A 26,821-nucleotide genomic window follows, 5' to 3' on the forward strand; every position below is an offset into this window, starting at 1 on the left:
GCAGACGCGGGTGGCGGGTCGGAGACGGCCGCTCCACGGGAGGCAACGGGCGGCTGTGCACCTTCGCCGACGCAGCGGGGTGCCGTGCCGGTGGCGACTGCTGCCCAGCGGACAGGCGTGCGAGCTGGCCGTCCTGGACAGCAGCGCGACGTTCAAAGTCGGCATCAACAACCGGGATGCCGATCGAGGCGATACGGACACCGGCAAGATCCGCGCGGCGACCGTCGAGCAGGCGTTGTACGGCTCGGTCCAGCCGCGATAAGCCCCCTGCTCGACGTGATCGACACCACAAGCGACAATGGAGGTCGTGACTGCCACCTTGAGCAAGCCTGCCCTGCGGATCGGCCCCTACCAGGTCGATCCGCCGGTCGTGTTGGCGCCGATGGCGGGGATCACGAACGTCGCGTTCCGGCAGTTGTGCGCGGAGTACGGGGCGGGCATCTACGTGTGCGAGATGATCACCGCGCGGGCCGTCGTGGAGCGGCACCCCGGGACGATGCACATGATGACCTTCGGCGAGCACGAGAAGCCCAGGTCGATGCAGCTTTACGGCGTGGATCCGAAGACGATGCGCGAGGCCGTGAAGATCATCACCGGTGAGGGGCTCGCGGACCACATCGACTCCAACTTCGGGTGTCCCGTCGCGAAGGTGACGCGCAAGGGCGGCGGGGCGGCGCTGCCGTTCAAGCGAAAGCTGTTCGCGGACATCGTGCGCGAATCGGCCGCGGCGGCGGCCGAGGCGGGAGTGCCGTTCACGGTCAAGTTCCGCGTGGGCATCGACGACGACCACCGCACGTTCCTCGACGCCGGGCGCATCGCGGAGGCCGAGGGCGCCGCGGCAGTCAGCCTGCACGCGCGCACGGCCGCGCAGCGCTACTCAGGCCAGGCGGACTGGTCGAAGATCGCCGAGCTCAAGCAGGCCGTGACCAGCATTCCCGTGCTGGGCAACGGCGACATCTTCTCCGCCGCCGACGCGCTGCGCATGGTCGACGAGACCGGGTGCGACGGCGTGGTCGTCGGGCGCGGGTGCCTCGGGCGGCCGTGGCTGTTCGGGGAGCTCGAGGCGGCGTTCGCGGGGCGCCAGATCCCGGCCGGGCCCAACCTGGGCGAGGTCGCGCGGGTGCTGCGCCGGCACGCGGAGCTGCTGGTGGCGCACGACGGGGCGACCAAGGCGATGCGGGATCTGCGCAAGCACATGGCTTGGTACTTCATGGGCTTCCCCGTCGGGTCCGAGCTGCGGCGCGGGTTCGCGATAGTGTCGAGCCTCGACGAGCTCGACGACCTCATTGCCCGCCTCGACTTCGACGCGCCGTTCCCCGAGAACGCCGACGGTCCCCGGGGGCGGCAGGGTTCGCCTGGCAAGGTGACGCTGCCGCACGGCTGGCTGGACGACCCGGATGACGACTGCGTGCCCGAGGCTGAGGACATGCATTCGGGCGGCTGAGCCCGGTGGTGCTGGGCGGTATTGGCCGGCGTTGGTCGGTGTTGGTCGCCGAAGGAATTCGGCCTCGGCCTGTCGCGTGATTCGCGGCTGGTGCGGATATTCGCACTGACTGAGCTGGTCATGGCGCTGGAAACCACGTGTCGAGTGCGAGTTGCAGCGATTGGCTGTCCCCCTCCGCCCAGGCGAAAACGCCGCCGGGGCGAAGGAGGCGTGGACCGATGTTGGTCATTGGGTGTATTTCCACACGGTTGGTCGCACAATTCGCGAAAGCTCGCGTTTCGGGTGTGACCAGGAGCAGGCCGCGATCGGAGCGCAGGTGTTCGTGCAGTTCGGTATGGACTCCATGGTCGTCGGTGAGGTCCAGGTCGGGCGAGTGGAGGCCGACGGGTTCGGTGGCGGGGTACGGCAGCTCCCAGCGATGGTCCACACCGGACAGCAGGGCGCTGAAATACCGGTTCACCGCGGGGATTTCCCTGAGTTCGCTGACGACGTCGTGAAGGGCGTCGACGTGGGGGCCGGGGCCAGGAGGGCCGACTGCGCGCGGGTGTCGTGCAGGACGGCCGCCGCGGCGGGGCGGCGCTCGCGGGTGTAGCTGTCGAGCAGCGCCTCGGACGCGGCGCCGCGGGTCACAGCGGCGAGTTTCCAGCCCGGGTTCATCGCGTCGAGCAGGCCGAGGTTCAGTCCTCGACCGCCGCTGGGCGAGTGGACGTGGGCGGCGTCGCCCGCGAGCATGATTCGGCCGATGGGCGAACTCGAACAGGCCGTCGCACGCGGCTCGCTGGGCGGCGCGACGTGGCGGACGCACGCCATAGATCGAGGAGCTGTTCGACGGGCTGGAGATGGTCGAGCCCGGCATCACCCGAGCTCGTGCACTGGTGGCCGGACGGCCCGCAGCTCAAGCCGCTCACGATCGCCCACCGGATCATCGCCGGTGGGATCGGAAGCAGGTTCTGACCTGCCGTTTCCGGCATTTTCCACAACCTGCCCCCAGGTTGTCCACAGGGGGTTGTGGATGACAGCGAAAGGCCACTCCGAACGCCGGAGTGGCCTTTTTCGCGAGCGGGGAAGGATCAGGCAGCCGCGCCGATCAGCACCGACTGCACCTGGCCGAAGCCGAGGGCGGCGAGGTCCGCGACGTCGTGGGTGACGACCAGCGACTTGCCCGTCAGGTTCGGGCCGGTGTACAGCGTCAAGGTGCCGGAGACGAACTGGATCGAGCCGGTGGCCGGGATGTTGATGTTGACCTTGTCGCCGACGTTGCCGTTGATGCCCTGCGAGCCCTGCGGTTCGGAGAAGTTCTTGCCCGAGTCGATGATCGCGCTCGCGCCGGCGACCGGCGGCTTCGCGGGGGCGTTGTCGCCGATGAAGATGGACTGGACGTGGGCGAAGCCGGCGCCGAAGGTCGCCGGGATGTTGGCGACGCTGTCGGTGAGAACCGCCGCGTCACCGGTCTTGCAGTCCGCACCGGTCCACAGGGTCATCGTGCCGCCGAAGCTCTGCAGCGAACCGGTGGCGGGGATGTTCACGGTGAGGCACTCGCCGCCGTTGCCGCCGATGCCCTGCGAGCCCTGGGGCTCCGAGAAGTTGATGCCCGAGTCCAGGATGCCGCTCGCGCCGGAGGCGGCGGGCGAAGCGGAGGCGATACCGGCACCGCCGAGCACCGCGCCGGCGACGGCACCGAAGGCGGCCAGGGAAAGAACAGTCTTGCGCAGCATGGGATTCTCCAGAACCTTGTCGGGTTTCCCGGCTCCGCACCTCGGTGCCGGACACCCGCAGACACGGGGCGCGTCCGGTGAACGGTTCACGATCTTGGTGTGACGGCGGCCACACCGCGCGGGGAAGGTGAGTCAGGGCAACGTACTTGCCCGGAAGAATCCCCGCGAAGAATCCACTGTGGACGGGAATGGTTCGGCCCCGTCGTTCCCGAGAGGAGCAACGGGGCCGCGAAATGAGCCTGGAACTCAGTTCTCGATCTGCTGCGGCTCGCCACCGACGGTGATCTTGCGCGGCTGGGCCTTCTCGGCAACCGGGATGCGCAGGGTCAGCACACCGTCGACGTACTCCGCGGCAACGCGGTCGGTGTCGAGCGTGTCACCGAGGACGAGGCGGCGCGAAACCTTGCCGCGGGAACGTTCGGAGACCTGCACGCGGGCGTCCTCGCCGAAGGCGGCGGCGCGCTCGGCCTTCACGGTCAGCACGTTGCGCTCCACGCTCACGTCGATCGACTCACGGGCCACGCCCGGGAGGTCGAACTGCACGACGTACTCGTCACCGTTGCGGTAGGCGTCCATCGGCATCGTGCGCGGCGAGCTCGTGGGCTGGCCGGCGAAGAACTGCTGGGTCAGGCGGTCGAACTGGGCGAACGGGTCGGTCCGGATCAACATCTGCGTTCCTCCTTCAGGTGGCCTCGATCAGCTCTTGGACGGCTGACCGGACCTTACGAAGTTGACAACGGGCAACTCAACTTAGTTGTTCCCGATTGACGCACGTCACAGCCAGACGTTGGCAACGGGCCACCACGAGGTGTACAGGTATGAACATGTACGTGGGCGGAAAGAAGCAGCAGCTCGTCGGCGACCTCGCCGAGCTCATCCGCTCGGGCCGGCTCGCCCACGGTGACCAGCTGCCCGGTGAGCACCAGCTCGCCGAGCAGTACCAGGTCAGCCGGGGCACCGTGCGCAGCGCGCTGGTGGAATTGCAACATCAAGCGCTCATTTCCACGCACGCCGGTGTCGGGTCGTTCGTGACGTTCGACGGGGTCACGCTCGACCAGCGCGTCGGCTGGGCCCGTGCACTCGCCGACTCGGGCACACCCGTGACCACCGAACTGGTCGGCATCACCGAGGTCGAGGACGCCGAGCTCACCCGCCGGTTCACCTCGCCGAAGTTCGTGCGCGTGAAACGGCTGCGCCGCGACGAGACCGGCCGCGGCGTCTCGCTTGAAGAGGCCACCCTTCCCCCCGTCGGGTCTCTGGCCGAACTGCGGCTGGTCGACGACTCCATCACGGCCACCCTGCGCGAGGCCGGGCTGCACCCGGCCGGCGGCGACCAGTGGATCACCGCCCAGCCACTCGACGCCGCCTCGGCTGCGTTGCTCGGCCGCCCCGCCGGTGAGCTGTTCCTCAAGGCCACGCGCACGTCGCTCGACGCGAATTCCCAGCTCGTCGAGCACGTCGTGAGCCTGCTCGATCCCGCGCGCTTCAGCTTCCACCTCACCTTCGGCCGGCGATGAGCCCCCGAGACCGCGCGCTTGCCGCGCTGACCGGACTGGCCGTGGGTGACGCGCTCGGCATGCCGACGCAGTCGATGTGCCGCGCCGAAATCCGCGCCGCATACGGAAAGATCAACGGCTTCCGCAACGCGATCGCCGAGCAGCCCATCGCACCCGGCCTGCCCGCGGGCACGATCACGGACGACACCGAGCAGGCCCTGCTGCTCGCGCGCCTGCTCGTGGACGGCGGCGGCTACGTGGAGCCGCGGGTGTTCGCCGACACCTTGCTGGCGTGGGAAGCCGACATGATCCGCCGTGGTTCGGCCGATCTGCTCGGGCCGTCGACGAAAAAAGCGTTGTCGTTGCTGGAAAACGGCGTCCCGCCGGAAGAAGCCGGCCGCGGCGGCACGACCAACGGCGCCGCCATGCGCGTGACCCCGGTCGGCATCGCCACGCCGGTCGACGACCTGACAACGCTCGTCGACGCCGTGGCCGAGACCGCACGAGTCACGCACAACACCTCACTCGGCCTCGCCGCCGCGGCCGCCGTCGCCGCCGCCGTGTCGGCGGGTGTCGACGGCGCGAACCGCATGGCCGCCTTCGACCTGGCCGAACGTGCGGCCACCCTGGGTGCGGCGCGAGGCCACTGGAGCGCGGGCGGCAGCGTCGCCGCGCGCATCCACTGGGCGCGCGACTGGGTGCGGGGTCTGCGGCGCAGCGAGCTTGACGACGCCGTGGCCGACGTGATCGGCACTTCCGTGTCCGCGCAGGAGTCCGTGGTCGCCGCGTTCGCGCTGGCCGAGGTGCTCGACCCGGCCGACGCGCTGACGACGGCCGCGGGGCTGGGCGGCGACACCGACACCGTCGCCGCGATCTGCGGGGCGCTGCTCGGCGCGTGCGGCGAGGAGATCCCGGCCGAGCTGACCGAAACCGTGGTCAGGGTGAACGGCCTCCACCTCGGACCGCTCGTCGACGGCCTCGTCACCGTGCGCAGGACCATCCCGTGAGCCGGTTGATCCACACGGGACAGGTCGTCGTCGACCTCGTCCTCACCGTGCCGCGGCTGCCGGCTCCCGGCGGTGACGTGCTGGCCACGTCCACGGACCTGCTGCCCGGCGGCGGGTTCAACGTGATGGCCGCGGCCGCGCGATCGGGCGCCGAAGTCCTCTACGCCGGCACGCACGGCACCGGCAGCTTCGGCGACCTCGTGCGCGCCGCGCTGGAGGCCGAGGGCATCACGGTCGCGCAGGAACCCACGGCCAGTGGTGACACCGGCGTCGTCGTGGCGCTCGTGGACCCGTCGGGTGAGCGGACGTTCGCCACCGGCACCGGCGCCGAGGGCCGGCTGCGCGCCGATCAGCTCGCGCGCGTCACCGCCACACCCGACGACCTGGTGTACGTCACCGGCTACAGCCTCCTGCACGCCGCCAACCGCGACGCCCTGCTGCGCTGGCTACCGGACCTGCCCGGTTCCTGGGTGCTATTCGACCCCGGCCCGCTGGTGTCCGAATCGGACCCGCACGCGCTGAGCACCCTGTTGTCCACAGTGGATATCGTCAGCTGCAACACCCGCGAGGCGGAGTCACTCGACGTCACTGCGTTCGCCGAGACCACGACCGTGATCGTCCGCGATGGCCCCGCCGGCTGCACGATCCACCACCGCGGCGAGACCACCCGGATCGAGGGCTTCCCGGTCACCGCGGTCGACACGAACGGAGCCGGCGACACCCACTGCGGCGTCCTGGCCGCCGAGCTCCTGCGCGGCGCCGACCTGCCCAAGGCAGCCCGCCGCGCCAACGCCGCCGCGGCGCTGTCCGTGACCCGACACGGACCCGCCACGGCGCCAACACGTGCGGAACTGAACGAGTTCTGTCGGAATATTGACGGCGACACGGGCGACTTCTACCGTCGCACCGAACAAATATGAACAGGTTCAGATAGGCGGGCACCATGGCCAGGACCGAGCAACAGGCACCGGAAACCGGCAGCCGGCTCAAGGTCGAGACACACGGCATCAACGTGATCGGCGAGGCCGAGCGCCGCGGCCGGCCAAAGGATCTGTTCTGGCCGTGGTTCGGCGCCAACGTGTCGATCCTCGGGCTCAGCTACGGCTCGTTCGCGCTGGGGTTCGGGATCTCGTTCTGGCAGGCGACGATCGCCGGCGTGATCGGGATCGTGTTCTCGTTCCTGCTGTGCGGCTTCATCGCGGTGGCGGGCAAACGCGGGTCCGCGCCGACGATGACGCTCTCCCGCGCGGCGTTCGGCGTGCGCGGCAATCACCTGCCGTCGGCGATCTCGTGGATCCTCACCGTCGGCTGGGAGACGGTGCTGACCGCCCTCGCGACCATGGCCACCGCGACGGTGTTCGAGCGGCTCGGCTGGGGCGGCGGCACGACGACGAAGGTGATCGCGCTGACCGTGGTCGCCGGGCTCACCGTGCTCAGCGGCGTGATGGGCTTCGACCTGATCATGCGGCTGCAGACGATCATCACGTGGATCACCGGCGTGCTCACCGTGGTCTACGTGATCCTCGTGGCCGGCCACGTGCACTGGTCTGCGGTGAGCGCGGTGCCCGCGGGCTCGGCACAGGAGTTCATCGGCGCGCTCGTGTTCCTGATGACGGGCTTCGGGCTCGGCTGGGTCAACGCGGCGGCCGACTACTCGCGCTACCTGCCGCGCTCGTCGTCCGGTCGCGGCGTGATCGGCTGGACGACGTTCGGCGCGTCGGTGGCGCCGCTCGTGCTGCTGGTGTTCGGGCTGCTGCTGGCGGGTTCGTCACCCGAGCTGAACACCAGCATCGCGGCCGACCCGATCGGTGCGCTGACCACGATCCTGCCGCTGTGGTTCCTGGTGCCGTTCGCGATCGTCGCGGTGCTCGGCCTGGTCGGCGGTGCCGTGCTGGACATCTACTCCTCAGGCCTGTCGTTGCTGTCCGCGGGCCTGCGGATCCCGCGCTACGTCGCGGCGCTGGTCGACGGCGTGATCATGATCGCCGGCACCGTCTACATCGTCTTCTTCGGCGGCACTTTCCTCGGCCAGTTCCAGGGTTTCCTCACCACGCTCGGCGTGCCCGTGGCCGCGTGGTGCGGCGTGATGCTCGCCGACGTGCTGCTGCGCCGCCGCGACTACGCCGAAGCCGACCTCTACGACCGCCGCGGCCGTTACGGCGACGTGCGCTTCGGGCCCATCGCCCTCATCGTCGTCGCGACGGCCGTCGGCTGGGGCCTGGACACCAACGCGTCCGCGAGCTGGCTGCACTGGCAGGGCTACCTGCTGGCGCCGTTCGGTCTCGGCGGCCGCGAGGGCTCGTGGGCGTTCGCGAACCTCGGCGTGCTGGTGGCGCTGGTGCTCGGGTTCGTGGTGACGCTGCTGGTCACCCGCTCGCGCGTGCGCGCGCAGGAGGCCGCCGCGTGAAGCCGCTGCTCGGGGTGATCGACCTGCAGAACATCTTCGGCGACCCGACGAGCGGCTGGTTCACGCCGGGGTTCGCGTCGATCCTGCCTCAGGTGCGGCGGCTGGTGGATGCGTTCGGGCCGCGGGTGGCGTTCACGCGGTTCCTGGCTCCGGAGAGGCCGGCCGGGGCGTGGGTGAAGTACTACGAACAGTGGCCATTCGCCTTGCAGCCGGCGGATTCGCCGGCGTACGCGGTGGTCGACGACTTCTCCGTAGAGTCCACTGTGGATGCCTACACCTTCGGCAAGTGGACGCCTGAGCTGGCCGGCCTGGTCGGCGACGGCGGTCTCGTGCTCGCCGGCGTCTCCACGGACTGCTGCGTCCTCTCCACCGCCCTGGCCGCCGCCGACGCGGGCGTTCCGGTCACCGTCGTGTCCGACGCGTGCGCGGGCGTCTCCGACGAAAGTCACGAGCAGACGCTGGCGATCCTGCGGCTGTACGGCCCGCTGGTCGAGGTCAGGTCGACGGACGAGGTGCTGGCGAACTGAAACTGGGCCCCCGGCGGAGAAGACCACGCCGGAGGCCCAGGAGATCAACGCAGACCTACGTCAGCTCGTCCTGCCGCTCGGCCGCGATCCGCCGGACCCGGCCGCGGACACCGAGCCAGCCGGCGACCAGCACCAACGCCAGCACCGGACTGCTGTAGATCAGGATCCGCCCGGTCGTGCCGCCCCACCAGCTCATCGTGAGGACCAGCAGGAGGAACGCCAGGGTCACGTAGTTGGTGTACGGCGCGCCGGGCAGGCGGTAGCCCGGACGGGTCATCTCGCCCCGCGCGGCCTTGCGAGTCATCGCCAGGTGGCAGATCACGATCATCGACCACATCCCGATGATGCCCAGCGCCGAGAACTCCAGCGCGACCTCGAAGGCCTCACCGGGCACCACCAGGTTGAGCACCACGCCGAGTACGTACACCGCGGCAGTCAGCAGCACGCCGCCGAAGGGGACGCCGCTCTTGCTCATCTTCGAGGTGAACTTCGGGGCCGAACCGGCGATCGAGAGCGACCGCAGGATGCGCCCGGTGGAGTAGAGGCCCGAGTTCACACTGGACAACGCCGCGGTGAGCACGATGACGTCCATGATGCCGCCGGCCGCTGGGATGCCGAGCTTGGAGAAGAACGTGACGAACGGGCTCTCCCCGCTCTTGTACGCCGTCCACGGCAGCACCATCACCAGCAGCAGCACCGAGCCCACGTAGAAGATGCCGATGCGCCAGGCGACGGAGTTGACGGCCTTCGGGATGACCTTGCGCGGGTTGGCGGTCTCCCCGGCGGTCACGCCGACCATCTCGACGCCGGAGTACGCGAAAACGACACCCTGCAGAATCAGCAACGCAGGCAGCACACCGGTCGGGAACAGGCCGCCGTTGGTGGTGATCAGGCTCGGGCCGGTCACCACGCCGTCGACGGGCGTTCGGCTGATCAACACGAAGATCGCGACGACCATGAACACCACGAGGGCGAGCACCTTGATGGCGGCGAACCAGAACTCGAGCTCGCCGAACAACTTCACCGACACCATGTTCACCGCGAGGATCGCGAACAACGCGATGAGCGCGGGAATCCATTGCTGAAGGTCGGGCCAGAAGAACTGCGTGTACTTGGCCACCGCGGTCACGTCGGCGACGCCCGCCGTGGCCCAGTTCAGGAAGTACATCCAGCCGGCGAAGAATGCGGCCTTCTCGCCGAGAAATTCTCGCGAATAGGACACAAAGGATCCGGAGGACGGTCGGTGCATCACCAGTTCACCCATCGCGCGGACCACGAAGAACGCGATGATCCCGGCCACCGCGTAGACGACGGCCAGCGCCGGACCGGTGCTGTGCAGACGCGAGCCGGCGCCCAGGAACAGGCCGGTCCCGATGGCACCGCCGATGGCGATCATCTGGACCTGACGGTTCTTCAGTCCTTTGTGGTACCCGGTTTCCTCGTGCTTGAACGAGGTTTCCGGCGGCTTGGCGACCGCCGTCTGATCCGAGGGCGACATGTGATTCCCCTGTTCTGACAACAACGTGCGTGTCGTGACGCGGGGGTCGGCCGACCACTGTGTCGTGCCAGATCATGATGTGGTCGGACCGCATCCGGCCGCAACGGGAGCGGCGATAACTTAGGGTTGATTTGAGCTGCGAACCTCAAGCCATTCTCAAATGTGCCCGATAATGCCGAAATTCACGGACTCCCGGGCCGGAAGACGCGAAACGCGTTTCAAGCCCAGCTGTTCGGCTGTGAGCCGTCGAGGTCGGTGAAGCCGTACTCGCGCGCCAGCTCTGCCGAGCTCACCGACCGCTGGTTCCACCGCGCGCGCTCCGGGTCCGCGGCCAGCGCCGCCACCGCGCGGCCCACATACCGCGGCGACTCCGACTGCGCGAAGGGCGGCGGGGCGGTCGGCAGGCCGTCCGGGCGGTCCGGCACCAGGGCGGTGCGCCAGGTTGCCTCGGTGACGCCGTAGTTGTCGAGCATCATCTCCGATCGCAGCCAGCCCGGCGTGATCGCGACAGCCGTGCCGCCGTGCGCCGCGAGCTCGTGGCCCTGCGAGAACGCCAGCCGGTTCACCGAGGCCTTCGCGAGGTCGTAGAACACGGAGATCCGGTACCGGGAAGCGTTGTACTCCAGCGTGCCGTCGGTGACCTCGACGAGGAGCCCGCCGGGCTGCGAGACCAGCAGCGGCAACAGGTAGTGCGAGGTCACGAGGTGTGTTTCCACGCCGAGGCGCAGGATCCGCAGGCCGGCGTCGAGGTCGTGCTCCCAGATCGGCGTGTTCCAGTCGGCCGGGCCGCCCTTGAGCCGCTCGGCGCCCCAGATGTCGTTGACCAGCACGTCGAGCCGGCCGTGTTCGCGGCGCACGCGTTCGGCCAGCACCCGCACCTGCTCGTGGTCGAGGTGATCGACCTGCCTGGGCACGCCGGTGCCGCCGAGGCTGGTGACGAGCGCGGCCGTCTCCTCGATCGTCTCGGGGCGGTCGTAGTCGGAGTGGCCGTCGCGTTCCCAGCTGCTGCGGCCGGTGCAGATCACCGTCGCACCGGCCTCGCCGAGGGCCGCCGCGATGCCGCGCCCGGCGCCGCGGGTCGCGCCGGCCACCAGGGCTACCCGGTTCCGGAGATCAGCCATCACGACGAGTGTGACACGGTCAGCCGGCCAGCGCGTCCCGGACGGTGTCGGCCAGCAGGCGGGTGCACCCGGGTGCGCCGGGGTTCAGCAGCAGGTCAACGCCGTCGTGGGCCTCGAGCAACGCGGGCAGGTCGCGCGCGGCGACGGGCAGCCAGCCGGCCGCGCGGACGCGAGTGCGGTGTGCCGGGGCCGTGGTGGCGAGCACGCACGGGATGTTGTCCGGCGATGGCGCCACCAGCGGTTCGTCGTCCACGTCCAGGGCGACCGACACGGTCGACTCCCGCAGGATCGCGGCCAGCTGGTCGGCACCGGCGGTACCGCGCGCGATCAGGCGGAGCACGGCGTCGAGCGGGTCGGTCGGCGAACCGGGGCCCGACGGTTCGTAGGCGGGGTTCGCTTCGAAGCGGCCGACCGCGCCGTCCTCACCGGCGAGCCAGCCGCCCACGACGGCGGCCAGCGGCGGGGCCGCGACCTCGGCACCGTCCTCGGTGGACGACGGCGCCCACGCCGGGTCGACGAGAAGCACCCACTGGTCATTCGCCATCGCCGGCGCCTCCTGCGCTCGCGTGCGGCTCGCCCACCGAAGCGAGGAAGGCGTCCTCCGACTCGCTCACCTTGGCCAGCATCGCGTCCTGCTTCGCCGCCTGCTCCTTCATGCGCGCGGCGTACTGCCGGATGTGCTCGGCGGTGCGCCACCGGTTCATCCACGCCAGGCTGCTCAGGTGCAGGCGCCGCATCACCCACAGCGTGTCGCGGGTCCGCTCCACGCGCTGCTCGAACGTACCCGGCCCGCCGCGCCAGCCCACCAGCGCGCCGCGCACGGCCTCCTTCAGCACGTCGGGCGCAAGCTTCTCCGAGGCGAACGCGCGGATGGCCGTGGCGAGGTCGCGCGCGTAGGACTCCGCGTCCGCGCGTCCCAGGAGCTTGCGGAACTGGCCGAGGAACAGGCCGTTGTCCAGCGCGGCGGCGAGGGCGCCGTGGCGGTCGAGGACCTCGACGGCGTCGGCGACCCGGCCCACGTCCGTGCCGTGGGCGACCTCGTTGGCGAGGTCCAGCAGCGCTTCGGCGGCGCGGCCGGGCTTGGCGAGCAGGGTGTCGGCGACGCCGTGCAGCTGCAGAAGCGTGTACTCCTCGGCCAGCCCGACGGCGACGGCGGTTTCGGCGGCGGACAGCGTGGCCGGCGCCGCGGTCGCAGGCAGCGAGATCGTGGCCACGGCGTCGGTGCCCGGGCCGGTCGTGACGATCGAGGCCGCCGCGTGGGGCGTGGCACCGACCGGCGTCAGCTCCGCCAGCGAAGCCTGGACCTGCGCGACGAACTGAGCCCGCACGTCGTCCGGGCCGCTCACCTGGACGCGAGGCGCCGGCAGCCCGTCGGCCGCGCGCTCCACTGTGGACTCGGCGATCCACCGCGCAACGGAGTCGTCGAGCGGCAGCGGCACCGGTTCGACATCGAAATCGCTCACCGGACCGGGCGCGGTGTTCAGGCGTACCGGCCTGAACACCGCGCCGTCGCGCCAGACGCCCTTGCCGGTCACCGTGAACCGTTCGCGCGCAGACTCCGGCAACCGGACCTGCTGCCAGCGCCCGTCGACGAACCGGTGGTCGATCACGTGCTGCACGTCGGCGTTGTGCGAAGCCAGCTCCAGCGCCGCCGTCCACAGGAGATCGGGCAGCTCGTGGCGGGCCACGACGTCGGCCGCGGCCGTGAGGTCGAGCGCCGTCCCGCCCGAACGCACCGCGCTGACCGCGCCGCTGAGCAGCGCCAACGTGGCGCTGCGGTCGTCGAGACCGACTGGACCGGGCGGGATCGAAGGCCGGTACCACCAGCCGTGTTCGGCAGCCTGGCCGAGCTCGGCAATCGTGCGGCGGTCGTCCTCGGTCAGCGCGTGGTTCCCGGAAACCAGGTAGGAGACGGCCGGGAAGGTGTCCACGACGTTGTCGGGCGACGGGGCCGGCGTGGCGTGTACCGGAAGGTCCATTCCGGACGAACGCACGCGCTGCGTGAACTCGTCGGCCAGCGCACCCGAAGCGAGCACGAGCGTCGGCGGCCGGTCCGCCGCCTGCCCAAGCTCGGCACTACCATCGGGCGTGGCGTCGATCCTCGTGACCACACCGGGCTTCGCCCCGCGGTAGCCACCGAACGGCGCGTAATCCGAGGAGAACGGCTTCCCGTCGACACCACCGAACACCGCGGGGACAGCCGGGGAGTCAAGCGAGAACTCCACCGCGGCACCCCGCGCCGGCCGGAACGACACCGTCACACCCGAACCGTCGATGACGCGGATTTTCACCGGCACCCGCGCCAGCAGGTCGCGGTCACCGAGCTCACGGCCGAGGTGCCGGGCCAGTGCCCGCGCGGCCTCACGAGCCTGAGCGCGATCGCCACCGGTCACGTGGATCGCCGGCAGCTCACCCTCGGCCTCCCGCAACGCCCGTGCCAGATCACGCGCGCCCATCTCCGCGGGACTGTCCGGATCGGACACCAGCACCGCTTCATCCGGGTTCCGCAACGCAGCCCCGTGCTGAACCTCGCCCAGCGTGCGGTGCACCCGGCCGGGATCGATGTCCAGGAAGGCCCGCGCGGAAGCAGGCAACTGCACGTCGTGGTCGGTCCCGGTGTAGGCGTGCTGGTCGGTCACCGTGCGCACGAGCGGCGCCAGCTCGGGGTCCGCCGCGAGGAACGACAGCGCCGCGTCCCACACCAGGTCCGGGTCGGCGTGGCGGCGCACGGCCGGCTCGACCGCGGTCAGGTGCAGGTCACCGGCGCGGTTGTACAGCCCGCGCACCAGACTCTGCACCACGTGCTGGGTCAGCTCCAGTGTTTCGTCGCGCCCCGACACGGGTTCGGTCCCGCCCGCGGGCGGCTTGAGCCAGCTGCCGTCGCTGTTCATGCGGATCTCGGTCATCTCCGGCAGCTCGAACGCCGACGGCAGGCCGATCCGCCGCGCGGTGCCCGACAACGCCGAGGGCCCGGTACGGACGATGATCGAGTTGCGGTGCACACGGCCCTGCGGCAGCTGGAAGAACGCCGGCGGGAGGTCGTACGCCTCGGGCGGCATGAGGTTGCGCTGCGTCTTGCCGTAGTTTTCGCGCACCACGCCGAGGTGCACGCGCGCGAACGGGTGACCCTTGCTCATCGCGAAGGCCGAGTTGGCCACGTTCATGCCGATGCGGTGCGTCGCGTAGCCCTCGCGCGAGGTCGCCGCGTGGAACAGGTCCTCGAGGCTTTCCACCACGTTGTCGCCGTCGGTGTAGAGGCCGCCGAAGCGGTTCATCAGCTCCATGCGCAGGATGTCGCTGGCCGCCGCGTAGCCCGGACCGGTCAGCTTGCCGGTCTCGGACCGGTAGAACTCATTGAGCAGCATGGGGTTCGCGCTCGAGAACACCTCGTCGACGTTCACCAGCCGCACATGGTGCTGCTGCGCCCAGTTCACGAAGTCACGCACGTCGGCGAGCGGATCGGGGCCCTCGCCCGGCGGCTCCGTGGTCAGCGCGAGCTCGACCCGTCCGCGCGAGACGTCCGTCCACAGCACCGGCACCACGGTGTCGTGCAGCCGCGCGGCCGCGCCACCGAAGTTCGCGCGGAACGCGAACATCGTGCCGGTGTCTCGCAGCGGCCCGCCGAGCCAGATGGCGTGCATGAGCAGCGGCGTGGACGTGGTCTTCTCCAGGGGCTCGACGTCGCCGGGCGCCCACGCGGTCAGCCGGTCGTCGGCGCGCGTGTGCTCGATCGTCCAGTCCCTGAGGTCGGGCAGGTTCGCCGGGTCGGCCTGGTCGCGCAGCACCGGCACGCCGCGGGTCAGGTCGAGCGTGTCCAGCAACGCGAGGCCTTGACCAGCGGTGAGGTTCGAGTAGTCGTGGCCACGGAGGAAGCCGGGTGGTTCCGGCGCGAGGTAGAGGCCGAACAGGTCGGGCCCGAGCAGTGGCGCGCCGTCAGGCGCCGGGCCGTGGCCCGCAGAGGTGGCGCGCAGGTCCTGGGTGAGCTCGGCGGCGGTGCTGTACGGCGGCACCTCGGCGGGCGTGGCCGTCGCCCGCAGGTACTCGTTGACCACGGCGGCGAGCAGCTCGGGATCCTCGTGCCGGCCGAGCAGTGCCTGCACCTCGTCGTCGGGGGCGCGGTCGTAGACGGCGTTCACGACCTCGGCCGCCAGGTACAGCGTGCGGGCGCGGTCGGCGAGGCGGGCCGGACCGCCCGTGGCGGGAACCCGGGCGTAGCGCCAGTTCTTGAGCAGCGCGTTCGTGAGCTCGTCGACCACGGCGTCGGCGTCGAGCGGACGGCCGAGCGTCTCCCAGTGACCCCCGCGGACCACCGCGGTGAACGCGTCGTCGCGGGCGCCGAAGAGCGGGGCCGACGGTTCGTCGTCAGGGCTTTCGTCGCGGTGGTTGGCCAGCACCGAATCGGTGGCCGCGTGGACGATCGCCGGCCCGCCCCGCGTTTCGAGCGCCGCCTGGAAGTCGTGCGCGACCCCACCGGGGCCGAGCCGCCGGGCCGCCGCGCACTGGAACAGCGTGACCGAATCCGGCTGCGCGTCGGCGAACTCGGGCGATGCCGTGACGATCTGCGCGAGCGTCTCGCCGTCGACGTAAACCTCGCGCCGCGTGCCGTCCGGGCCGGTGACGGCGACCTTCACGCGGGTTTCCTCACCGTGGCCGGTGACGAGGAACGTGCGGCCCTCGGCCAATTCGTCCGCCCACGGGGTGCGCACGGGGATGCCGCCGTCGCCGGGGCCACGGCCGCGCAGGGCGTTCGCCGCGCCGGTGGCGAAGGCGCGCATCTCGTCCGGATCGGCTTCGACCACGAGGTTCTCGCCCCGGGTCTGCCTCAGCCAGGTCTGGACCTTCGCGGCCTCGACGGGGTCGAGGAACGTCAGCCCGCGCGCGGTGCCGGTGTGGTCGGTCAGCACGGTCGTGGTGACGGCGCCGGGCGCGAAGTCGATGATCACGCCCGGTGCGCCGACGACCTCGCCGGTCAGGCGCGTGTGGTCGGCGTGCACCAGGTGGTCGCACGCCAGGTCACCGAAGCCGCGCTCGGCCAGCAGCCGCGTGACGTCGGCCTTGAACCGGTCCACGCGGTCCGCGGGCACCGTGACCGGCGGCAGCGGCTCGCCGTCGAGGTGGTGCTCGGCGAGCGTCTCGGCGTAGTGCGCGGCCTCAGGTCGCGGGTGCGTGGTCTCGCGTGCCGGGCCTGCGGTCCACGCGGGGTTGAGCCGCGCGGGCCGGGCCAGCTCGTCGGTGCTCCAGGTGCCCTTGCCCGTCACGGTGATCAGGCCGCGCGCCATCGGCGGCAGCGGCACGCGTGTCCACTCGCCGGTGTCCGGGTCGCGGCGGACGTCGACCACGGTGTGCACTGGCATGTTCCCCGAAGCCAGATGGGTCAGCACAGCCGAGTAGACGACGTCGGGCCGTTCGTGGCGGCCCACGAGGTCGTGGGCATCGGTGAGCCGCAGCTCGCCGGTGCGGGCGGCGGTGTCGGCCAGCTGTCGCTCCACAGCCGCCGCCAGCGCGAGCGTGCCGTCGTGGTCGGCCAGCGGGATCGGCCCGGGCGGCGGTTCGGTGCGGGGGCTGGTGCCGAGCTCGCGGACGAGGTCGACGATCGCCTCGTCACCCGGGCGGCCGCCGAACGTGCGGAAGTGCCCGCCGTCCGTGACTGCGGTGAACGCGCCGGTGGAGCGGAGCGCCTTGCCGAGTGTCGCGGTGTCGCGGCCGAACAGCGTGGGTTTCGTGGGCGCGTGCACCGTCGCCGGCCCGCCGAGGTCGCTCAGCGCGCGCTGGAAGTCGTGGGCGACACCGCCGGGGCCGTCGGTCTGGCCGGTGCCGCAGGCGATGAGCGTGACCGACGACTTCGGCCCGGCCTGCGCGAACGGCGCCGAGTTCGCGACGATCCGCGCGAACGTCCTGCCGTCCACCCGCACGCTCTGCCCGCCGACCAACGTCAGCTTCACCGATTGCGGCTTGCCGTGCGCGAAGACGAAGAACGTGTCGCCGGTGTCGGTGCCCCACGGTGCGGGCGACCGCGTGGCCCAGACGCCGAACGAGCGTCCGCCCAGGTCCGGCGTGGTGCCGTCGCGGCGCGCCTTGGCCACCAGCGGGTCGAGCGTCTTGGACGTCACGCCCACGTCGAGTGAGGAGACCTCACCGGAGTTGTCGGCGAGCCAGTCGTGCTCGACCGCGGACGTCTGCTCGGCCGTCGGCAGGAACGACACCGCGACGACCTTGCCCGAGCGGTCGGTGACCTGGTGCAGCTGGACGTCGTTGACGTCGAAGTCATACGCCCGATTCGCGTTGACTTCCCAGCCGGAGATCGTCGCGGCCCCGGTGTCGGATGCGGTGTCCGGGGCCTCCACCACGTGCTCGGTCGAGCGCGGGTCGAAGCGCGACTCGACCTTCTTGGCCGGCCACACGTGCGTGGCGAGGCGCCAGTCGACCTCTTCCTTGGCCTGCCACCACTTCTTGCGCGCCTCGTCGGCCTTCTCGCGCGCTTCCCGTACCTGGCGCAGCGCGTCTTCACGGCGGGAGGTCAAGTCGGCGTTGTCGTTGAGGTACGAGCCAAGGACGTCCGCCAGTTGCTCCGCGTAGTCTTGCGCCTCCTGCCGGCGCTGCACCAGTACGGGCTGCGCGGCGCGGATGTCGCGCACGCCCTGCTCGGCGCGCGCGACTTGGTCCAGCAGCTGCTGCCGCTCGCGCGAGCCCTCGTCGGTGACCGACGCCAGGGCCAGCGCCTGCTGGGCGACGTCTTGCAGCCGCGTGATCTCGGCGTTGCCCTCACGCAGCTCGCGACCGGCGTCCTTGGCGTCGTCCTCCGCGTCGGCCAGGGCCTGGCGCAGCTCGCGCACGGGGTCGGCGTCGGTCTCGACGTGCAGCCCGTTGGCGTCCTTGGTCAACGTCTTGACGCTGTCTCGGTCGTCGAGCCAGCGATCGTCGGCCTCGCGCTGGGCCGCCTCGACGGCCTCCTCCGCCGTGCGCCAGTCCGCGGCCGCGTCCTTCACGGCGTCCTGCGCCTTGGTGATCGCGTCCGGCAGTGCTTCGCCCAGCAGCTGTTCGAGGTCCACATCGGAGACGCGCACCAGCGCCGACGCCGGCACCTTCACCTCGACCGCGGCCGTGCGGCCCCCGCCGAGGTCGGCGACCACGCGATACTCCACGTCGAACCCCACGAGCCCGCTGCGGCCCTTCGGCTTCGCGACGGTGGAGCGCTGTCCGCCCGCGACAGTCGCCGTCGGGTCGCTCATCGCCGCCGGGTTGCGGATGTCCGCGCCGCTCCACGAATGCCAGTTGTCCTTCGGGTCGGTGACGCCGCCGACGCCGGGCATGTACTGGTTCTCACCGCTGAGCGCTTCCTTCGCCTCGCCCGTGAACGTGGCCGTGGTCTGGTCGGTGCGCTCCAGCTTGACGGTGTCGCTCAGGGCTGTGAGGTCCGGGTTGACCAGGCGCGAGTAGACCTTCACGCTGCCGTGGCCGCTGTTGATCAGCGACGCTTCGTGCAGATCGGGCGCGGCGAGCGGGCCGTCGAGCATGCTCGGCAGGTGGCCCTGGAGGATCTCGTTGGTCAGCGACGTGACCAGCGTGTTGTTGGCGCCGGTGCCCGGTCCGGTGAGACCACTGCCGGCACCGGCGAGCCGCAGCGCGCGCACGGCCCCGGCCTGCACGGTGGCCGACCCGCGCACGCCCTCGGTGTGCGCCGACGGCGGGAGCTTGCCCACCCCCTGCGCCTGCCATTCGGCGAGCTTCTCGGGCGTCGTGTCGGCGGCGATGAGCTCGGTGGTGCGCGGCGCGTAAGCCTTCCGTGCCTGGCCGGCGGTGCTGATGCGGTGGTCGTCGGCCGTCGCGCGCACGGTCACGTTCGCGTTCTGCTCGGTGACCGGGTAAGTCTTCGCGCCGCGCTGCACCACGAGCTCGAACTTCAGTTGGTGGCGGTAGCGCACGGCCGGACCGCTGTGCGAAGCCTTGGAGCCCTTGGTCGTCGCGGTGGCCGACACCGTCTGGTCGGTTTTGGTCTTCGCACCGGACACGCCGAGCGTGAGACCCTCGTAGCCGCTCACGTCCGGCTTGGTGCCGCTGAACAGGCCGCGCCCGGCGCCGCGGAACTGGCCGCCGTAGGAGGAGCCGTGGCCGGCGTTCTCCTTGTCCGTCACGGCGGCACTCACGACGTGGTCGATCTCGCCGCCGTCGTGAACGACGTCGAGGAACTCGGAGTCGGTGATCGTCGCCTTCAGCAGCACCTGGTAGGTGTCGGTGGACAGCACGCCGGCGTCGTGCATCAGCAGCGGCGCGCCACCGTCGAGCGCGCTGTCCACAAGGGACGTCAGGGTGTCAGGCGAGGCGAGGTCGAGTGTGCGCTGCAGGTTGGTCATGGAGTCGTCGAGGACCGATGTCGGCAGCAGCTTCTCGCCCGTGCGGCCCAGCGTGGTGCGGGCGTCGCGGACGAGCTGCGACAGGTCGGGCGCGTCCTCGACCACTGCGGCGCCCAGCGTGCTGGAGGTGCGGCCGACCAGCGCGGGCGGCGCCATCTTGCCCGGCGGCTGTGTGCGCGGCTCGACCTTGGGCAGCAGGCCCTGTTCGCGGGCTTGGTCCTCGGACATGCGCACGTAGACCGCGCCGGGCAGCTTCACGTCGGCGCCCGCGCGCGAAGTCGAGCCGTTGACCAGGCTTTCCTGGCGCGTTTCGGCGACCAGGCGCACGTCGGCGTCGTACTGCACGAGCAGAGTGCGGCCCTTGGCGTTCGAGCGGTTGACGTGATCGACGCTCGCGCTGACCTCCTTCGAGCCGCCCGACGTGCGCGTCCACGGGCTCCACTTGGCCGACGCGTAGACCTGGCCCTGACCGTGAGCGGGGGCCATGCTGCCGTCCGGGCGGATGGTGACGCCGAGCTGCACGTTGCCCTCGAGCGACTGTTTGTGCGTCTGCTCGGAGGCGGCCTTCGCGCCACCGGCGAACGTGGTCTCGCTGCCGCCCGCGTCGGACGCGACGACCACCTTCGGGTTGCTGAGCGCCAGGTGCATACCGAGCCCGCCGACGCGGTCGGCCACGCGCCGCTCGTAGCGGAACCCGCCGGCCCGCGCACCCTGGCGCAGGAACTTCGGCAGACCGCCGCGGAACGTTTCGGGCGAGAACATGCGATCCACGCGCTTGCGGGCCTCGCCGCCGGACAGGCCGAGCACACCGTCGCCGTCGGACGCGCGTGCCAGCTGGCGCAGGGCCTCGTCACGCAGGGCCTCGGTCTTGGTGAACGCCTCGACGTGCAAGAACTTCGGCTGGTCGGGCTGGGGGCCGGCGAGCAGGTCGTCGATGGTCGGGGTGTCGTTCTTGGTCAGCACGGTGGTGCCGGGCTTGCCGGGCAGGAACTCGCCGGGGTCCTTCTTCAGGGCCGAACCGTCGTTGACCCAGAGGTCGACCTTGCCGGAGATCTTCGGCAGCGCCGGGTCGCCGGTCTTGGCCACGGTGGACACCTGGGGCGTCACGCGGAACGGCGAACCCGGCGACAGTCGCTTCACCCACGGGCGGTTGCGGGTGTAGCTGGTGATCTCGACCTCGAACTCCACGTCGTGCTCGAACACCTGCGCGTCGGGGCTGCCGGAAAGGCTCGTGGTGGTCGTGACGGCGGCGCCGCCGGAGTTCTTCCAGCTGTACGCGTCGGAATATTGGATCGGCACGACCGCGGGGCTGATGCTCGAGTTCGCGATCGACGTGGGCTGCGGGATGACCAGGCGGCCCTCCAGCCCGACCGACCAGCTCTTGTCCACAGTGGTCGAACTGCTCAGCGACGGCGTGGTGGCGACCGAGCCCTTGACCGAGCGTCCGGTCGCCTGCCCGAGGTGCCGGCCCGGCGACAGCTTGGCCTTCACCGTGACGCTGAGGTACTCGTCGGTGAACAGGCCGCGCCGCTTCAGCTGCACGGACACACCGGGGCCGAGCAGCGTGTCCATCTTGGCCTTGAGTGCCGTGGGCGAGAACGTGGCCGTGAGCTTGCGCAGGTTCGCGAAGCGTTCGGCGATGTCGCGGCTGGAGCTCTTGTCGTCGGCCTGGAACTTGTCCCAGCGCGGCAGGAACTTCGCCATGCCGGATCGGTCACGCAACGCGTTTTCGATCTGCGGCTGGACCTTCGCGGCCGGGGTGAACGTCCCCGTTCGCACGTGGCCCGCGGCGGCGGCCGCGGCCAGGTATGGCGGCTCGTAGCGCTTGCCGACGTCGGTGAGCTTGTCGCGCGTGTCGCGCGGCACGGGCAAGCCCTGCGCCTTGGCCTCGGGCAGCCCCATGCGCACGTACGCGGTGGCCTCGACGGTCTCGACCTCGCCGGCCGAGGTGACGACGTCGACGTCCACCTTCACCTTGTAGATCCCGATGTCGCCCTTGGCTTCCACCGTGTTCTTCGCCGTGACGCTGGTGCCGCCCGTCGCCGTCTCGGTCACCTTCGACGACACCGACCCGCTGACGCCGACGAGGCCGCCGACCTTGCCCGGCAGGTAGGAGCCACCGCCGACCGTCACGGACAAGTCCATTCCGGACTTCGACGCCGCTGCCGTGGCCCCGCCGTTCACCGACGAGTCGTTGAACCGCAGCTCGCTGTCCCCCGGCACCACGCCGACGAGCTCGACGTCCTTCGGCCGTGCCTGCAGCTGCACGGCGTCGCGGTGACTGCCGTGGGGGCTCAGCAGGTCGTCGGACACGACCGGGCCGGCCTGCAATGCGGTGCCCAGTACGCCGCGGATGCCGCCGCCGCTGACGAACTCCCGCAGCGCCTGCCGCCCCGGCGCCCCGAACTTCGTGACCGAAGGGTGCAGCCGCTTGGCGACCTTGTCGAACAGCGCATGCTCGTCGAGCAGCACTGCCTCGGGCGCGAGCAGCTCGATGTGCTCGGCCCAGCCCGGCTTCGGGTCACCCTTGGCTTCGGCGTCCGGCTTGAGGTTGCCGAGGTCCTGCGACCACAGCAGCGAGACTTTTCCATCCACAGTGGATCCCGTGAGCCCGCCGACCTGGTCGGTGACGGTGATCGAGTACTTCACGTTGACGTCGGCACCGTCCACGTCGCCGGCCGAGCGCACCACCCGCTGTTCCGTGCCGGTGACGGTGGACGTGTGCGTCTGCGCCGCCGTCGCGAGCTGCACCGTGGGTGCGACCGACACGTAGGCACCGGGCGGGATCAACGCGAAGTACGACGTGCCGACGGTCCGCGCGATCGTGTCGTTCTGGCCTTGGGCGTGCGTGGCCTGCGTCTGGTCGTTGACATCGCTGATCGTGGCGTGCGGCTGCTTCGCGATCCCGGCGGCCTGCACCGCGTCGAGGTCGAGCTCGGCCCGCACGTGGACCTCGTACCACTTCTCGCCGACGCGCACCATCGACTTGCGCCCCTGGCCGAGGAACGACTCGAAGGCGGCGCTGTCGAGCGTGCCGGTGATGGCGTCGATGCCGACCGGGTCCGGCGGGTTCCGGCGGGAGTCCAGCGACGTGACCAAGCGCTTGATGCTGTCGCCGACCTGCTTCACGCCCTGCGGGTTCATCGGCACGAGCGAACCGAGGGCCTGGCCCTTCTTGGCGTACTCGGGCAGCCGGTCGGTGAGCGAGCGGGTGTCGGGCGCCGGATCGTCGTCGTCGACGAGAAGCGTGTCCGGCCGGCTCGGGGCCGACGAGGGCGTGTGCCGGCTGCGGCTCGGGCGTGCGTTCGCCGGCCGGTAACCGTAGTAGCTCTCGAACTGCTTCGGCGCCGTGATGTGCGAATCGGACGACCACTTCCGGTTCTGCTGCGTGTACTTGTCCCGGTAGAGGTACTCGATCCGCCCGCCCGTCTCCGCGGCGAACGCCATCATCAGCGACTGGCACGACACACACGGCTCCGACTCGCCGCTGATCCGCAGGGTCCGCCCGGGACCCATCAGCCCGCACACCGATGGATCCCGGATGATCTTCGCCTCGGTGTGGCTGATCTTGCGCCGCATGTGTTCGGGCAGGTGGTGCGAGGTCGGGTCCTCGCCGCTTCGCCACGTCGTGGCGGGTGTCAGTGCCTGGCCGGAGTAGGAGTCGACCACCTGGGCCGTCGCGTGGTGGCGGCCCGTCTTGTTTCCACCGCCCCCGCCTTCGAAGTTCACCGGCAACTGAACATCGAACGGGTCGTCGTCGAGCGGCCGGATCCGCGTGTGCGGGCTCAGGCGCGCCGAGGACGGCGCCGGGTTCATGATCCGCGCCTGGTTGTACAGGTCGCTGCTCGACGGCCCCTGGTACCGGATCGGGTTCGGGTCCGGAGAAGGCGGCAACGGCAGCGGTTGCTGCGGGTTCGGCGAGTATTTGGCGCTGTTGAGCGAGCTGTGGTCGGGCTTGTAGTACTGGAACGGGTCGGACTGGCTGTGCCACGTGTGCGGCGGCGGACCCTGCTGCGCCCACGCCGGAGGCGGCGGACCCTGCTGGTACCACTGCGGGGGCGGGCCGTAGGGATTCCCGTACGGGTCGGTGCCCCAGCCGTGCGCCGGCGCGGACGACGGCGTGTGCAGGCCCGGTCCCTTGCCGCTGTCCGGAGTGCGCGTCGACGGCCCGGCGGTGTCGCGGGCCGGGCCGGCCGAGTCGTGGCCCTGGGCGGCCAGGCCCTGGTCGTGGATCAGGGCGCCCGTGGAGACGTCGTGGATCTTCGCGAGGTTGTCCGGGGTCAGCGACGAGTCCGACCAGGCGTTCTTGCCCATCACGCCGGGCTGGTTCTCGCGGTTGAACAGCAGGGCACCGTCCTTGTAGCCCTCGCCCAGACCGAGGAAGTGCATGACCTCGTGGGTCAGGCCACCGCGCGGGTCGCGCACGTCCCAGTTCAGCTGGTTCGTGGGCAACCAGCCGTGGGGGTCCTTCGGGCCCTCGTCCACAGTGGAATCGTGGACGTCGACCGGGACGCTGCGCGAAGGCTCCGCGGTCCAGCTGTCGTCGTCGGGGTCCACGGACTCGTTCGCGTGCGCGTCGAGCCGCACGTGGAGCTGGTCGCCGTTCGGCAGCGTGTAGCGCTGGTTGACCGTGGTGTCCAGGTGCTGCTGCAGATCCTGCGCGAGGTTGTTGCGGGCCTCGACCGACACGGAGCCCGAAGTGGAGGTGAGGTCCACGGGCACGGTGAACTCACGCACCCACTTGCCCGGCGAAGTCTCGAACCGGCGCACGTCGTAGCGGATGTGCGTGACGGCGCCCTCGAGCTGGCCACCGCGCAGGCCCTCGCGGTTGCCGTCGAACTGGTTCGCGATCGCCTTCTTCGGATCGAACCGCTCCGCGACGAACCGCGACGGGCGGGCAGTGTCGCGGCGCTCACCCCAGGTCTGCGGTCCGGGCAGGCCCCTGGGCCGGGTGGTCGGCGACGTCGTCGTCGAGTCGCGATCCGGCGCCGACGCGTGACCGCCGGGGTACTGGCCGGGCCGGTACCCGTAGTAGTCCTTGAACTGCCCGGGTGTGGAGATGTAGTCGGCCGAGGTCCAGCGCCGGTTCTGCCCGGTCACCTTGTCGCGGTAGACGTAGTCGATGCGGCCGCCGTTCTGGGCGGCGAAGTTCATCATCAGCGTCCGGCACGACGTGCACGGTTCGGATTCGCCGCTGATCACCAGCGTCCGGCCGCGCCCGAACGTCGCGCGGACGTCCGGGTCGCGGATGATCTTCGCCTCGGTGTGGCTGATGTTGCGCCGGTCGGACTGCGACATCCCCAACGACGTCGGGTCGTCACCGCTGCGCCACGTGCCCAGCGGCGTCACCGGCTGGCGGGTGGCGTCGTCGAACACCTGGGCCGTCGCGTGGTGGCGGCCCTTCTTGTTCAGGCTTCCGGAGGCTTCGAAGTTCGCCTGCGTCTGCACGTCGAACGGGTCGTGGTCGAGTGGGCGGACCCGCAGGTGCGGGCTCAGCTGCTGCGACGACGGAGCCCCCGGCATCGCGATCGCCTTGTGGTACAGCTTGTTCTTGCCCGGGCCCAGGTAGGGGATCGGGTTCGGGTCCACGGCCGGCGGCAACGGCAGCGGCTGGGCGTTCGGCGAGTACTCGTCGTCCGATTCCGTGCTCTGGTGGGGCTTGTAGTGCTGGAACGGGTCCTGCTGCCCGTGCCACGCGGGCGGCGCGGGCGCCTGGTGGCCCCACGAGTGCGGCGGCGGCAGCTGGTTCTGCGGCAGCCACGCCGGCGGCTGGTGCTGCGGCTGCGCCCACGCCGGCGGCTGATGCTGCGGCGCGTACTGGCCGGGCGGCGGGCCGTAGGACGTCTGCGGCGTGGCGTACGGCGAGTGGTACCCGCCGTAGCCGGGGTCCCAGTTGTGCGTCGGAGCGGCTGCGGGGGTGTGGCGGTTGCGCTGCGACGGTGCCGGATCCGGCGACGTGTGCGGTGCGGGGCCGACGTCGCCATCGTCGGTGTCGCCGCGGTCGGGTTCGAGATCAGGGGCGGCGTCCGTGAGCTGGCTCGGGCTCAGCTGCTTCGCCGCCCAATCGCCGAGGCCCTTATCCGTGAGCGACGTGAACTCGAAACCGCCGGGGTTCGCCTCGACCTCCACGTTCGGCAGGTGGACTTCGGGGCCGCTCGTGTGCTGGCCGGTGTTCACGCCGGAGTTCGAGAACGCGCCGGGCATGCCGTTCGAGCCCGTGTCGCCGTTGCGGCTCGGTGCCTGGGCCGGAGTGTGGAGGTTGCGCGGCGGTGCCTGCGATGAGGTCTGGACCGACGTGCGGGTGTTCACGCGGCCGAGGCCGTCGATGAGGGCGCTACGGGTGCCCACCGTCATGTCCGCGAGCTTCTTGCCCTGCTCGGGATTCTTCCGCAGCCCCTTGGCGAGGGCTTTCTGCTCGTCGCTCGAGAGGTTCGCGGCGACGTCGGACATGTTCTTCGGCTTGGGCGGCAACGGTCCCTCCGGGTCGATGCCGTGGAACGCGGCCTTGGCGGCGGTCTTCGCGAGGTTCGGGTCGAGGTCGGTGTGGTTGCCCAGGTAGTGCCCGACCTGGTCCGCCCACGTCGTCTCGTTGGCGTGGCTCTGGGTCAGTTTGGTGACGTTCGCCGGGTTCGTCCCGACCTTGCCCGCGATGCGCGTGCCGTCGGTCTTGATCGCCAGGCCCGGGTCGAACTTGGCCATGTCGCGCACGTGACCGTCGTAGTCCCAACCGGCCTTGCGCTGCTTGAGGACCGAGTCGACGAGACCCTGGCCCTCCTTGGCGCCGTAGTCGAACCGCCCGGTGTTCGGGTTTTCGGTGCCGAACGTGGCGTCGTTCTCCAGCTTGTCGCCGTTGACCCGTACGAACGTGTTGGGCTCCGGGAAGTACACGCTGCGCGAGTCCACGTCGGCCAGCGCCTTGCGGACGTCGAGATCGAGCTCGGCCGCGGACTTCGCGAGCGCGGTGTCGTTGTCGCGCACGCGGTAGCCGCCGCTGATCACCTCCGGCGGGCCCTCCGGGTTGTTGTTGACGGTGGTGTTCACCGCGTCGAAGAGCGGGCCATGGTCGGTGTTCAGGGAGTCGACGTCGGCGTCGCCGGTGTGGAGGTAGACCTCGTTGTCGCCGCCCTTGCCGCGAATCTGCGTGATGAGGTCGGTGGTCGCGGGGTTGCGGACGATCGTTTCGCGGATCCCGCCGTAGGGAATCGACTTCTGGTCCACGATGTCCGTGGTCGGGTTCTTCCACGTGAAACCGACC

The 26,821-nt window shown here is 70.7% G+C and carries 15 protein-coding genes; 7 read left to right on the top strand and 8 right to left on the bottom strand.

The window, feature by feature from the left end; all coding sequences use genetic code 11:
* Positions 1-55: 55 nt before the first annotated feature.
* A complete protein-coding gene (locus AB0F91_RS26080; protein WP_360601371.1) occupies positions 56-262 on the top strand; it encodes a hypothetical protein in 207 nt (68 codons plus the stop codon).
* Positions 263-298: 36 nt separating this feature from the next.
* Complete coding sequence (gene dusB, locus AB0F91_RS26085) at positions 299-1,444, top strand: tRNA dihydrouridine synthase DusB (protein ID WP_360601373.1); 1,146 nt, start codon at positions 299-301, stop codon at positions 1,442-1,444.
* A gap of 118 nt (positions 1,445-1,562) precedes the next feature.
* Here dusB and AB0F91_RS26090 read toward each other — a convergent pair whose 3' ends face one another.
* The 4 genes from AB0F91_RS26090 to AB0F91_RS26105 form a co-directional block, all read right to left on the bottom strand.
* Entirely contained in the window at positions 1,563-1,904 is a 342-nt protein-coding gene (locus AB0F91_RS26090) for a hypothetical protein (protein ID WP_360601375.1), read from the bottom strand.
* Entirely contained in the window at positions 1,901-2,176 is a 276-nt protein-coding gene (locus AB0F91_RS26095) for an FAD-dependent monooxygenase (RefSeq protein WP_360601377.1), read from the bottom strand. Before AB0F91_RS26095 ends, AB0F91_RS26090 begins: the two co-directional genes overlap by 4 nt.
* 338 nt (positions 2,177-2,514) lie before the next feature.
* Positions 2,515-3,159, bottom strand: a complete 645-nt coding sequence (locus AB0F91_RS26100; protein WP_360601379.1) for a hypothetical protein — start codon at positions 3,157-3,159, stop codon at positions 2,515-2,517.
* A gap of 246 nt (positions 3,160-3,405) precedes the next feature.
* Complete coding sequence (locus tag AB0F91_RS26105) at positions 3,406-3,828, bottom strand: Hsp20/alpha crystallin family protein (protein ID WP_360601381.1); 423 nt, start codon at positions 3,826-3,828, stop codon at positions 3,406-3,408.
* Positions 3,829-3,977: 149 nt separating this feature from the next.
* Here AB0F91_RS26105 and AB0F91_RS26110 point away from each other — a divergent pair, with 149 nt between their 5' ends.
* From AB0F91_RS26110 to AB0F91_RS26130, 5 genes are read left to right on the top strand one after another with little or no spacing between them, the layout of a single operon-like run.
* Positions 3,978-4,676 carry a GntR family transcriptional regulator gene (locus AB0F91_RS26110; RefSeq protein WP_360601383.1) on the top strand — a complete coding sequence of 233 codons (699 nt, stop codon included), beginning with the start codon at positions 3,978-3,980 and terminating at the stop codon, positions 4,674-4,676.
* Positions 4,673-5,662, top strand: coding sequence for an ADP-ribosylglycohydrolase family protein (locus AB0F91_RS26115; protein WP_360601385.1), 990 nt, complete (start codon positions 4,673-4,675; stop codon positions 5,660-5,662). The genes AB0F91_RS26110 and AB0F91_RS26115 overlap by 4 nt, the downstream gene beginning before the upstream one ends.
* Positions 5,659-6,582, top strand: coding sequence for a PfkB family carbohydrate kinase (locus AB0F91_RS26120; protein ID WP_360601387.1), 924 nt, complete (start codon positions 5,659-5,661; stop codon positions 6,580-6,582). The genes AB0F91_RS26115 and AB0F91_RS26120 overlap by 4 nt, the downstream gene beginning before the upstream one ends.
* Positions 6,583-6,605: 23 nt before the next feature.
* Positions 6,606-8,069 carry a cytosine permease gene (locus tag AB0F91_RS26125; protein WP_360601389.1) on the top strand — a complete coding sequence of 488 codons (1,464 nt, stop codon included), beginning with the start codon at positions 6,606-6,608 and terminating at the stop codon, positions 8,067-8,069.
* Positions 8,066-8,596 (top strand): cysteine hydrolase, encoded by a 531-nt coding sequence (locus AB0F91_RS26130; RefSeq protein ID WP_360601391.1) that lies wholly within the window; start codon positions 8,066-8,068, stop codon positions 8,594-8,596. Before AB0F91_RS26125 ends, AB0F91_RS26130 begins: the two co-directional genes overlap by 4 nt.
* Positions 8,597-8,651: 55 nt before the next feature.
* On the opposite strand, the gene AB0F91_RS26135 is transcribed toward AB0F91_RS26130, so the two are convergent.
* From AB0F91_RS26135 to AB0F91_RS26150, 4 genes are all read right to left on the bottom strand, one after another.
* Positions 8,652-10,094, bottom strand: coding sequence for an amino acid permease (locus AB0F91_RS26135; RefSeq protein ID WP_360601393.1), 1,443 nt, complete (start codon positions 10,092-10,094; stop codon positions 8,652-8,654).
* A gap of 218 nt (positions 10,095-10,312) precedes the next feature.
* Complete coding sequence (locus tag AB0F91_RS26140; RefSeq protein WP_360601395.1) at positions 10,313-11,215, bottom strand: SDR family oxidoreductase; 903 nt, start codon at positions 11,213-11,215, stop codon at positions 10,313-10,315.
* 19 nt (positions 11,216-11,234) lie between these two features.
* Positions 11,235-11,759 (bottom strand): type VII secretion system-associated protein, encoded by a 525-nt coding sequence (locus tag AB0F91_RS26145; protein WP_360601397.1) that lies wholly within the window; start codon positions 11,757-11,759, stop codon positions 11,235-11,237.
* Complete coding sequence (locus AB0F91_RS26150) at positions 11,749-26,784, bottom strand: hypothetical protein (RefSeq protein WP_360601399.1); 15,036 nt, start codon at positions 26,782-26,784, stop codon at positions 11,749-11,751. Before AB0F91_RS26150 ends, AB0F91_RS26145 begins: the two co-directional genes overlap by 11 nt.
* Positions 26,785-26,821: the final 37 nt, after the last annotated feature.

This window comes from Amycolatopsis sp. NPDC023774, assembly GCF_040639695.1.
Taxonomy (GTDB): Bacteria; Actinomycetota; Actinomycetes; order Mycobacteriales; family Pseudonocardiaceae; genus Amycolatopsis.